Origin of the sequence: Xylella fastidiosa, assembly GCF_011801475.1 — a bacterium.
Lineage (GTDB): Bacteria > Pseudomonadota > Gammaproteobacteria > Xanthomonadales > Xanthomonadaceae > Xylella > Xylella fastidiosa.
Map to the genome: position 1 here is coordinate 2443720 of NZ_CP044352.1, position 13138 is coordinate 2456857.

Sequence of the window (13138 nt, forward strand, 5' to 3'; positions counted from 1 at the left end):
ACATGAGCTTAAATGACATATTACTTCTAAAAAAATCCATAAAAAATACGCACTGATTCGATATAACCAAGTAACATCAAGGTATACCTTTATGTATCCCAATCAATTAAATGCCATATAATACCCTAAAATTTAACATGAATAATTTCTATAAAATCAGCCATCCATACTACCACTAAAAATAAAACCCTCCATTTCTAAATATAATCAACGCATAAGAATTATAATCTAGATTATAAAATATACTTTTAAATGACGCATTATTCGATATGTCTTCATGATATTGATGAATTCCGATGTCAAAAATAACCAGAAAAAATCACACAATCAACCAGCAGAGATAGCTATATATTTTCTATATATGTATCAAATGTTCTCAATATATCTTCTCACATCGCTGAATGATTTAAAATTCAAATAATACCCCAATCCTTGTCACACTCTATGAATTTAATAAAGTCAAAGTAGCTAGAACCAAAAGAGGTCTAGGCATCATTCAAATAACAAGTTACACAGAAACAAATAAACAGTAGGATGATTGATCTAAACATTAAGAAAATCAGTCTACTAATAGCCACAATACAGATATGTAATGTGGGTCATCAATCTATCTTGTAATTAATGAACCCACCACAAGGGAAACCTAATAATCGAAGCAACCGACTTCATTCATGCTGATTAGCAAGAAATCCAATACCAGTCCCCAGGATAGCAATGATTGTTACGGCCCCACACATGATTTCTAATCAGATGTCCAAGCTAAACATCTGCGGATAAATATGCTTAGCTGTGTACCTGGGGTAATGTCACAAAACAGATGAATGAGCAACTGTAATCAACAAGATCAAGGTGCAGTTTCCATCTGCGCCAAAATAGTTTTGGCGACAGTTTCATAATCACCATTAAAGTGATGTGTGCCCGGTAAGGCAACGCGACGATTCTGTTGTGGTAATGATGGACACAGTGTTTCTTGATCATCTACGCCATAGATACACACTGTTCTTGTGGAGCTCAATTTGACCATGTCTGCTGCAATCGGTATACCCTCGTCGTCTGTTGATATCCAGTTGCTGACATGAAATTCGTATTGCGCATATTTTCCTAACGACAATAGTGCAGTCATACGGATAATTGGGCGGGTGTTGGGGGAAAGCTTATTAATCGCTGCAGGCAGCACGTCTGCACCTTGAGAGAATCCGACCAGCAACAAACGGCTACGCTTCCAGTGGTGAGCATAAAAGCGTGCAATGCGGTCCAGATCTTTGGCAAAGCCTTGCGGGGTACGTTCGCTCCAGAAGTACCGCAGTGAATCCAAACCCACTACAGGAATATCAGCATCGGCCAGATGTCCTGCCACCTTCTTGTCGATTTCGGCCCAACCTCCGTCGCCAGAAACAAAGATTGCAAAGGTGTCACTTTTCTTTTGTGCTTTACTCGGCACCTCCACCACTGGTAGTCCATCCAGATCAGCAGGCGGTGGGGGCAAACTCACACCTTTTTGTGCGCCTAACACGCGTAGCACTGCCCGTAAGCGGGGCAGTAGATCAGCACTTGCTGCAAGTCTGATTTCACGCCCAAGTGCGACCTTACGGACGAATTCGCTGGTCAATTGCACTGGACAATGCGCAGATGAGACCGTCATGACAAGTAAAGGAGCGGCAACTGGCGCCGGCTTGAGATGCTGATCACTCGCCACACCAGCCCCACAAACCGCATGCGTAGGCACCACTACAGGACACAATCCATCGGTCACCACACCAGCAAGTATATTTTCAGGTGCCTGCGCAGCAACCGCATAGACTAGCCCCGAGCCATCGCCATCACCGACTAATAATGGAAGCCGATATGTTTTATCTCGATAGTAAGCTTGCAGATAACGCGACAGATTCTCGACATCGCCGACAGAAAATGTACAGTGATTAGAATCAGCAGCGAGCACTTTATACAGATGGGTCGTATCAACCAGTGCAACCATTGCCCCGTCCTGCCTTAATAATTCCGCCTGACGGGTACGCTGGTCAACATGCCCAGCACCACTGAACCAGATCACCACGCGCTGTGGTTCACCATCCGGACGCAGGACCGGGATCTGCTCGAACCTACCATGAGTGATTTTCTCTAGTTTAGGTTCGGCTGCAGCGGTACCCGCCAATACAAGCAGAGCAATGCTCTGTAGGACTGAGCGGATTTTAGATTGCTTCATGCAAGCATACTCCAGGGAAAGGTTACTAAAGATACCCGATAGCACATATGATGAAAGCAAAATCAAAATAATCATGAATAGACCTATGGATAGCACTGTGACCATTTGATATAGGTATGGGATAGCCTTTGGGGTCTTCCAAGGTAAATGGAATAGATACCACAGCGAACAATCACTATTGCATTCTGCTTGCAGCTCAAGTGACATCTAAATCTGTCCAGGCCAGCTAAAGTCGAATACACGGAATCACTCAGTCCAATAGCGCCTGAATTGCTGCCAAACCAGCCTTAGCACGCTCCTGTTTACGTTCGGCATCAACCGCAGGATCAGCACCATCGCACTGTAATTCCTCAGCTGGCAGTTCATCGAAAAAGCGACTGGGCTTAAACCGCACACGTTCACCGAAGCGGCGCGCACATTTGCTATAGCTCATCCACAACTGCTCTTTGGCTCGGGTGATACCAACATATAATAGGCGCCGCTCCTCTTGCACATTGCCTTCTTCCAAGCTGACTTCATGCGGTAGCACGCCATCTTCGCAACCAGCGATGAACACATAACGAAACTCCAATCCTTTGGAAGCGTGCAGTGTCATCATGCGCACCTGGTTACCACCATCGTCCTTATCATTTCGTGATAGCAATGCTAGCTGAGAAACAAGATCGCCAACACTGGCACCGAAAGGGTCGCCTTCAAACCATTCGGCCAGTTCCTCTACATTACGCTTACGCCGTTGGTAACTCGCTTCATCATTGGACTGCTCACGCAATTCGGTAAGTAAACCAGAAACTTCAGCAAGGCGCCGCACTAACTCAGCCGCCGACACACGTGATACTTGCTGGCGCAACTCACGCAAGATATCAGTGAATTTATTCAGGCCACTGGCTGCGCGCGCCGGTAATTGTTGCAACGCGCCCAGCGACTCAGCAGCACGCGACATCGGCATTTGCTTTGTCGCCGCAAGTTCAGCCAATTTAGCCAATGAGGTGGAACCAACCTCACGCTTGGGTGACTGCACTGCACGGAGAAATGCGGCGTCGTCATCAGGGTTAACCAACAATCGTAGCCAAGACAACAGGTTCTTCACTTCTTGACGTTCCAGAAACGCGGTACCACCCGTCAAGTGGTAAGGGATACGCAATAATTGCAGTGCCTTTTCCAGCGGACGCGATTGAAAGTTACCTCGGAACAAGATGCAGAAATCACTCCACGGTACCTGCTTGGCATCCCCCAAATAAGAGATTTCCGCTGCGATCTTTTCAGCCTCATGTTCGCTGTCTCGGCACTCCCAAATACGGATGCGCTCACCGTCTTTCTGGTCACTCCACAACGTCTTCAGATGCGCATGTGGGTTATGTGCAATCAACGCATTGGCAGCACGCAGCACACGGTTAGGACAACGGTAGTTCTGTTCCAACTTGATGACTTTCAATTGTGGGTAATCTCTCTCCAGTTGCATTAAGTTCTCAGCATTAGCACCTCGCCAAGCATAGATACTCTGATCATCATCCCCTACACAGGTGAAGTTGCCACGCGGACTGGCCAGCACCTTTAGTAATCGATATTGTGCATCGTTGGTATCCTGACACTCGTCGACCAACAAGTAACCAATCCGTTCACGCCAAGCAATCGCAACCTGATCACTCGTTTCAAGGATCTGTACCGGCAGGCGAATCAAGTCATCAAAATCAACGGCGTTGAACGCTATCAGGCGTGCTTGATAGCGTGCATATAACGTTGCCACCTCCATGTCACGCGTGGTACGTGCAGCAGCAAGTGCTTGTTCAGGTGACAAACCAGCATTCTTAGCACGGGATATCCGTCTTTTCGTATCATCAATCACATCCTGTTTGGCTCCATGCAACAGGTCATTGATCTGGGCATCAGCATCATCTGCATCGAACACCGAAAAGCCAGGCTTCAGTCCAACGGCCTCATGCTCAATCTGCAAAAACTTCAGTCCCAATGCATGAAAGGTACAGATCGTCAATCCATCAGCACGACTACTTTTGATCTGCTTCGCCACACGTTCACGCATTTCCTTCGCGGACTTGTTGGTAAATGTAATCGCTGCAATACGTTTAGCAGGATAACAATCTGAGGTGATCAAGTACGCAATCTTCTCCACAATCACACGCGTCTTGCCGCTGCCAGCACCCGCAAGCACCAGCAGAGGACCTTCACGGTATAAGACCGCAGCACGTTGAGGAGAATTGAGGCCGTGCATAAGGAAAACGTTTTCCGGATACGTATTGTACCGATCAGTATATGGAAGCCCATTTGCTTGTGACACGGCATCGGTATTGATTACTAATCGAGCAAGGGATTGCTATGCTGCAATGATGCGTTATAAGTACGATGACAGGCCTAGGAGCTGTCTCCCCCGTAGATACTTTTGAACATGTTAACCATGCATGTCAGGGCCGCAAAACAAAAATCACTTTCTTACATGTCTGTCTTGATATCAGATGGTTAGAACACATCAGAAAAATCCTCGACCTGAACAATTACATATTTTTCAGTCGACGAAAGCCAAGATGCTGCTACCTACGCTACGATTACCCGGTATTAATTGAGAGTGTGCAGGAACAGCTATTTCATTCACGTAGTCAAGTCTGGAACACAAGCAAGATTTCATAAAGATCAGCGTTATTAAATCAGCGGAACTGCGAGCACAACTGATCTATACACACACCAAAACTGGACTACGCATCAAGTGCAGCACATGCCAGAGACTCGAAGTACATCAAAAATTGAAGCGCATCAGTCACCAAAATAAAAGCAAGCAGAACGTTGAAAAATAATCGTCAATGGAAACGAAAACCGTTGCACACTGAACACATCTAAAACATAGGTAAATCTCGATTTAGAGCACTTGGCGGTACATTATCAATGTGGAGACTCATTTCGATACAGTCCGCCAAGAAAATACATCTGTGTTTGAATCTCACTATAAGAATCAATTAACTATTGCGATAGTTCTCGACATCACCCGCAACGTTACGGAATCAAGTCATTCTCGGCATACCGTACTGTCGTAATCAATCTTCATCCGATTAATACTTGCGCTCCTCCAATATCGGTGGTACCCATTGATAGAGCCACGTTTCTGTTAATGGCTCCCCATTGGTATCACGCAAGTACAAACGGATGTCAATCTGTTGAGCACTGTCCTCCAAGGGCACTACGTCGAACATGACACGATAGCCACGGATCTCATGCAATGGTCGTGCCGAGACGATCTCAGGGCGACCACGTGTCATATGCAGTACTGGTTCCACACTCACATCATGAACCCTGGCGAGGGCAGCCAATTTGCCACCAACAAAATCCACAGCAAACCGCCACGAGAAGTATTTACGCTTCTGACCAACCACACCACCTAAGCCTGTACGCGTGGCCACACAATACGCCAACGAAGAAGATACAGGCGGAAAAGCCCCCAATACAACCGATACCCGAACAGTAGTTCCTGACCAGGGTGAGGTTTATTCCGTGGATTCCAGAAGGCAACGATGTTATCGAAGGTTTCATCGAATGTTGGGATCTCCACCAACTGGACAGACCCCTCACCCCAGCCATGTTTAGGCTCAACCCATAGGCAAGGACGCTTCTCGTAAAACACACCATCGTCTTGATAGTGATCGAAATCACGATCACGCTGCAAAAGACCAAAACCGCGTGGATTGTTGTCAAGAAACATGTTGAAGCGTAGATGTAGCGGATTACATAGGGGCCGCCAAATCCACTCACCATTCCCTGTCCAAAGAAACAATCCATCCGTGTCATGAATCTCTGGACGCCAATCCCAACCCATGCGCCGATCATTCTCACCCACTTGGTACATACTGGTACATGGAGCAATCCCGAGTCGCTCAATGGTTTCACGCGGATACAGTGCGCTGTCGATGTCCATCCGTAGGACATCTGCGTGAGTGATGGAAAAACGATAAGCGCCAGCAATACTCGGCGAATCCAAAAGTCCATACATCACGACGGTATCCGCATCCGCAGTCGGCTGCTCAAGGTAATAAGCGATAAAGTCCGGGAACTCTTCTGGTCCGCTACTCCCTGTATTGACCGCTAACCCACGCGCAGACTGGCCGTACTGTCCCTCCTGTCCCACAGCGCGAAAGTAGCTTGCCCCTAGGAAGGCAGCAAAATCTCGATCAATATCCTTACGAGTATTCAATCGGAATCCTGCGAAACCCAGATCCTTGGGCAACCCCTTCCCATTTAAGCCACTGCTACCATAGTCAAAAGCCGCGGGATCATAAGCTAACTCCTGCGCCATACCATCCACCACTTCGTACATCCGCACCGGGCTATGGAAATACAGACCAAGGTGGAAAAACTTGACTTGGAAATGAGCATCACTATCAGCCCACAATGCATGATCCTGGCGATAACGAATTGATTGGTACTGATCCCAACTTAGCCTCTCTAGTGGTGTCGGCAACACACGTTTACGTGAATGATAAGGCGTCGCAGCGAGGGCGCGAGCGCGCTCCTTTAACCATTCATAGTCAAAACGCTGAGATTGACCCAAGCGACGCAAAGGAATCACCCTGTTGGTAGCGAACGCTCCCCCAAGAGGGTTAGGTAAACCAAACGCAACCCAAGCAGCAGTAACGCTTTTTAAGAAATCTCGTCTATACATGAGCAAAGCTGCACAAAAGATATGTGAATCATAACTGCAGCAGAATGAGGCATAGATCGATAAATGAACACAATAAACGATCCACTGGCCAGTCAAAAAAGTAAAGACATACAAAACAGAGTAATACCCGCCTGACTCATCAGGCAAGGAGAGAACAACACTACCTAATACTCGTATGCATCTCCAAAACACCAGAATGCTAGCTGTCAATTGTCAGGGAAACTCTTCGGAAGCACTACAATGAAATGATAATGACAAAGACACTCTACATTCTGGTCAAGGCTGACAGCTGACATAATGATTAAAAAATCAATCGAAGACATATGCTCAATTGCAACGCTTCATCACGCAATGCCATCCGTAGCATCATTTGTGATCAGTCGCTCACAGCGCTTACTCAACGCTTAAACAACCTCCTAATACAAGGCGATACAAACCATTATTACAACAGTTTGTATCGCACTCACACCACAACTGCCGCTGCCGTCTGCGGACGTAACCCATGCTATAGGCCACTTGCCACAACATCACCAGCTGCCATTTGCCCGCGAAATTCATGGCATATCAAAACTTTCTGCTGGTTTGACTTGTCCAGATAGCACCAAAGCCATTGAATACAATCAGCCTCTTACACGCCACTCCTTAAAAAACAAAAGAAGATTCCGGTCGAAAAACAGCAAACAGAATCAAACAATCGCACCATAGGGCGCCACAAACTAGCTAAAGTCCACAGAAACAGTAAACCAAGGGTTTGACTGGAAGCATGCCCGTTTTGGCCTCACGCACTGCATCTTCAACAAAACGCAACTGCACCTCTGTTTCCGGAGAAATACGGGTGAGCAGCACCCGAGCCAAGCCTGAATCTCCCAATGCCCAGTTCCCAATCCGAGTGGACATCATGTTGATGATGAACTGCATAAATGGGCTGACTGCCTTATCAACATAACGCACACTGTAGTGGCCCTCGCCAAGCTTGGCACGCTTTGCAGCATCAGTAATCGCCTCGCGCACTCCCCCAAGTTCATCGACCAAACCACGTTCTTTCGCCTGCGCGCCGCTCCATACACGACCGCGAGCAATACTGTCAATCTCTTTCACGGAGCGGTGACGCGCCTGCGCAACCTTAGTTGTGAAATCTGCGTAGCCTTTGTCGATCACATTCTGGAATATCTGTCCCACCTGCGGATCCAGCGCACGAGTGATATCAAGTGCACCTGCAAAACGGGTCGTACCCACGCCATCCGTGTGCACTCCCACTTTATCAAGCGTACGAGTGATATTGGGTACCAAGCCGAAGATACCAATCGAACCACTGATCGTCGATGGATCAGCATAAATGCGATCAGCATCCATGCTAATCCAATACCCTCCGGAAGCAGCCATATCACCCATCGACACCACGACCGGCTTGCCAACCTTCCTCAGTGCAACGACTTCACGGCGAATCTGCTCAGAAGCGAAGACTTCTCCACCGGGAGAATTTACACGAAGCACCACCGCTTTGACCGCGTCTTCATCACGCACCTTACGCAAAAGCATACTGGTCGACTCACCACCAATATAACCGGCAGGCTGATCACCTCCTTTTATTTCACCCGCTGCCACAACGACGGCAATCTGCGAGGACGTGCCTAGTAGCGCACTCTGTGCATCCAGCAAACTTAAATAAGTACCGAAGTCCACATTACGGAAACCACCATCGGCCTTTTTATCGGCAACACCACGCTGGATCATTAACTGGTTCACTTGCTCGCGAGTTCTCAAGCCATCTACCAGTTTCTGCGCCAATGCATACTTGGCCAAATCACCATGATTAGCAGCAATATCCTGCGGCAGTCTTTCGACTATAGTATTGAGGTGCGCCGAATCGAGCTTACGTGCCTTAGCGATATCGGCCAAATAGCGTTGCCATATATCGTTCATCCAGAACAAATCGGCCTCCTTGGCATCGGCTGAGGCCGCATCAAGAACAAAAGGCTCAGCCGCGGATTTGTATTCGCCGACACGGAAAAGATGAACATCCACACCCAATTTTTCTTGTAATCCCTTGCGGAAATACTGACGGTAGTGAGCCAAACCCTCAAGCAAAACACTGCCCATTGGATCCAAATAAATCTCATCCGCCTGTGCGGCAAGCAGATACTGCGACTGAGTCATACTTTCACTGAAAGCAACTAACTGTTTCCCTGAATCTTTGAGGTTCTGTAACGCAGCAACGACCTCACGCAATGAGGCATACCCTGATGGCTGCAACTTGTCCAAATCCAGCAGAACACGTTCAATCTTCTTATCCTTAGCCGCAGCCTCAATCACACGGATCAGATCACGCAGTTGAACTTCCTGCCCACTCTTATCACCAGTCGCTTTGGCTAATGCACGACTGGCCGGATCGGCACTGAACTGTTCCACCAATGTGCCTTGCGGCGCAATCAATAGAGTCGTGCGATCGTCGAGCTGCTTGCCTTTCAAGCCGTGCGTCATTCCAATTAACATCATCAATAACAAGAAAAACAAGAAACCGAAAAACACCAAATTGAGAATTAAGCGGCGGGTAAAATTCATCGCTCCCCATAAGCCAATAAAGAAACGGGCAATGGGATTTCTAGGCACAGACTGGTTCATGAAACGCTCCTTGAAAAACTGACATCATTTTGAACGCGAATCAGCGCAGCGGGTGTCAGCATAACCGCGCTGTGACTGACAATTAGGGAATACCGGCAAACATGCGCTCGCTAACCACACGAAATCGCCAACCAAGCAACAATGCAGCTGCAGTCAAGCCAATGATTAAGCCGATCCACATACCGCGAGAATTCCATTCCAAGGCAAAACCAAGGCCAAGACCAAGCGGCATACCTAAACCCCAATACGAGATCATCGCCAGCAGCATCGGCACCCGGGTGTCCTTCATCCCACGTAATACACCGGACGAAAGCATCTGGAGACCATCCGGGAACTGGAATATAGCCGCAAACAACAGTAATTTAGAAGCCAGAGACGCCACCACCAAATCATCCGTATAAGCGGCTACAATCACGTCATATCCGAGCAAAAGCACACTTGCTGAGAGTGTCTGCGTCCCGATCACGATTGCATAACCAGCCCAAGCGACACGGCGCATCACCAAAAGATCGCAACGACCCACAGCATGGCCGATTCGCACCGTGGTTGCCTCAGCTACACCCATCGGGATCATGAAGCACAATTGAGCAACACTTAGGGCAATTTGATGCGCGGCAATTTCATCAGTACCAAACCGACCAATCAGCAACGTGGTGACAATAAATAATCCGCCCTCCATCAAAATACTAATGCCGATGGGTAATCCTATATTCAACAGATCACGGATACGTGCCCAGCACGGCAATTCCAGATGCGCAAATAGCTGCAGATGGGCGAAGCGACGTGATCTCCACAAGTACAACGCAAATACAACCGCCTGTAGCCACATGACCGTCACTGTTGCGATCCCCAAGCCCTCAACACCATACTCGGCAAAACCAAAACGACCGTATGTCAACGCATAACTCAATGGCACCAGCACTAGCAACCCACCAAAACCCAGAAGCATCGTTGGAAAAGTACAGTGCATTCCCTCACAGAAATAACGCATACAGAAGTAAAGAGGGAATGCCAAACTCCCCCAACGCACTACATGCAAAAACTTAGCAGCACCCGGAACGATATCCGGGACGATACCAAAGAGCGGCAACAAGGCTGGCACCACACTGAGGAAAGTGAACATCACCAACCCCAACAGCATGGCCAGCCACAACGCTTGGCGGAACAAAGGCCCAATGTCCCGTTCACGCTCAGCACCATGCAATTGCGATACCAACACCGTTAACGAAATCAACGTACCCATGGGTACCAACATCGGCAACCAAAGCAATGCAGTGCCGATAGTCGATGCCGCTAGAGTGACGGTAGAGTGATGACCAGCAATAACGTTAAGTACAAAGCCGATCAGACCAGTGGAAACGTGACCCAAAACGAGCGGCAGCGCAAGCAAAAGAGTAGGACGAACTTCGGAACCAAAGCGGGATATCACAAACGAGACTGCCATAAAGCAAATAGAAAGAGCGATCCTGAAATCGGGCCTAGGTAAAAACACTAGGCATTTAGGATGCGCGTAAAGGCGCAATTTATGGAAAATATCACAATTCCATTAGGCAATGGATAAACCAAGGAAGCAAAATATATTATCCGATCTATAAATTACAATATTCAAATATAAACAGGGGAATTTCAAAAGCGCTATAGGCCACAAAAATCAAAGCAAATCTAAAGATGTCTTAATGCCTCAAAATCGGTATGAGGGCACGTTATGTGGTTTTTCTTTAGAAATTAACTTTACACCATATAAATTCTTTATCGCTTTCCCCCTCTAGCGTCGCAGCCGTGTCCGCAACCATGCATCACGCTCAGCCGGTGTCTGTGCCAGCAATTCCCGACGCAGTGCATCACATTGCGCTGGCGGAGTACGCTGAACCAGCGTCGCCAACTGCGCCAATTGGACATCATCCAAATCGTGCAGCAACGCCAAAAGTGGGGTCCGCTCGGACTCCTGCACGTAGCCAATCAGCGGTTGTAGATGCGCATAGTGTGCACCCAAGCGCGGACCCAGCAACCAACCGCGGCTGTACATCCGATCTAATCGAGCGAACCGTGCTTGTAGTGCCTGCTGTTGCATTGGCGATAGTGACGCAATTCCTGACTTAGCCTTCAGAATACGCACATGCTCATCCGGCGCCATAGCCAGCCAAGCGCGGTAACGCAAGCGCAAATCAGCCTGCTGCGCTGGAGTCATATGTTGCCAACGCAGTAATTTCTGGGCAGAAATAGACGCAGGAGATACAACAGCCAAGTCCTGTGCTTGACCACAGATGCAAACTGCAGATGACACAACCAATAGCACAAGAAAACAACAATACGTTCGACAACGCTCGACTCTGGTCATCGACGATTCCCATTGTGCCGAATGCTAAAAGCTACCACCGGAGCTAAATCAGATTCATCTGGAGGTATAGGCTGACCAGCTACGTACCAAGCAAAAAAATCTGCCTGACGCGCCGCTTCCAAGGCACTATCTTCAAGCATGGCGCGATCAGCAAGATCTGGCGATATCACCTGTGGCGACGCCGACGATACGTAGTCTGGCAGTGCTTCGATAACTACTGGCGAATCTTCTAGAAGAGGTAACACGGCAGGAAAACCCTTGGAGACATATTGGGGATCTGGCACTGACCATATATTCCGGTTCCAAGCCAAATTCAACATGAATATCACCCCCAAGGTCAATCCGGCTATTACGACCCAATTCCGCTCAAACCTTATGGGCGCAGGGAATCGTGAAACAGCAGACTCAGCAACACTAATCTTGGGTGATGGAGACGGAAGCACAGTCGTCGTGACAAGACGCTTGATGGATAGACTCCGTACCCGCTGCTGAGCCGCTTCGGCCAATGCACGCCAAGCCGCTGGGTTAGGGCGACCCTGCACATCACGCGGACAGGCACGCGCTAGCGCTTGGTAATAAGTTTCCAACGGCTTCCCTAACACTACCGCAGCCTGAGCCTCATCCAGGCCAGCAACGATTCGCAACAGCAGTGCAAGCCGATCTTCTACTGCCATGGCTTGCAAGGACACCAACTCTTTTGGCCAGCGTTGCCCTGTAAGAGGCGGCCGACGCAGCACTGGGGCACCACACAGCAAACTCCAAAAACGTATCGACCATTCAGCAAAGGGGCAATCTACAGCCTCAGCACCGAAAATCCTGATGGCAGCAGGCAACACCGCCTGTGCCGCAGACATGGTACCTGTCTGTAATTCAACAAGTACGACGGCACGACGCTCAACACCACGTAGAAAAGCCAATAGTGCAGCGGGAGAAGTAATTGCAACTTTGGGAACAGCGGTCATGGATACTCCAGTATCCAAGCATGATAGCGGTCAATAGGGGGCAGACGACCTCTTAAAGCACTTTTGATCTAGCACTCCCAATCCATGTATTGAGCTCACCATTAAAGTAGGTTGTACACAGCGTCAGGGCTTGACATAGAGCACCGTTTCAGAAGGCATTGATTACCTACATCGCAACCATGCCTTGTCACTAAGTGAATGATCCAAAAGAAAAAAAAATTATGGCCATTTTTTGTCCAATCCAAGCAAAAGGCTGATGGCAGCACTCTCACAGCGTGCGAGCACAAGAGAAATCCACAGCGTTATCCACAAGCAATGTGGATAACGCAGTTTCTTCAAATAGAACGATAAGT

6 protein-coding genes and 1 pseudogene are annotated in these 13138 nt (G+C 48.2%); all 7 read right to left on the reverse strand.

What is annotated here, in order from left to right; translation table 11 throughout:
- Nucleotides 1-844: 844 nt before the first annotated feature.
- Nucleotides 845-2203 carry a virulence factor gene (locus F7G16_RS11175; RefSeq protein ID WP_011098339.1) on the reverse strand — a complete coding sequence of 453 codons (1359 nt, stop codon included), beginning with the start codon at nt 2201-2203 and terminating at the stop codon, nt 845-847.
- 250 nt (nt 2204-2453) lie between these two features.
- Entirely contained in the window at nt 2454-4430 is a 1977-nt protein-coding gene (gene rep, locus F7G16_RS11180) for a DNA helicase Rep (RefSeq protein ID WP_004087422.1), read from the reverse strand.
- An 829-nt stretch (nt 4431-5259) separates the two neighbouring features.
- A pseudogene (locus F7G16_RS11185) lies at nt 5260-6863 on the reverse strand (OpgD/OpgG family glucan biosynthesis protein).
- Nucleotides 6864-7583: 720 nt separating this feature from the next.
- Entirely contained in the window at nt 7584-9485 is a 1902-nt protein-coding gene (gene sppA, locus F7G16_RS11190) for a signal peptide peptidase SppA (RefSeq protein WP_004087426.1), read from the reverse strand.
- An 82-nt stretch (nt 9486-9567) separates the two neighbouring features.
- Complete coding sequence (locus F7G16_RS11195; protein ID WP_004087427.1) at nt 9568-10929, reverse strand: MATE family efflux transporter; 1362 nt, start codon at nt 10927-10929, stop codon at nt 9568-9570.
- A 321-nt stretch (nt 10930-11250) separates the two neighbouring features.
- Nucleotides 11251-11823 carry a DUF3106 domain-containing protein gene (locus F7G16_RS11200; protein WP_012382775.1) on the reverse strand — a complete coding sequence of 191 codons (573 nt, stop codon included), beginning with the start codon at nt 11821-11823 and terminating at the stop codon, nt 11251-11253.
- The gene (locus F7G16_RS11205; RefSeq protein WP_004087429.1) at nt 11820-12785 is read right to left on the reverse strand and encodes an RNA polymerase sigma factor sigma-70 region 4 domain-containing protein; all 966 of its coding nucleotides are present in this window, start codon (nt 12783-12785) and stop codon (nt 11820-11822) included. Before F7G16_RS11205 ends, F7G16_RS11200 begins: the two co-directional genes overlap by 4 nt.
- Between the last annotated feature and the right edge of the window lie 353 nt (nt 12786-13138).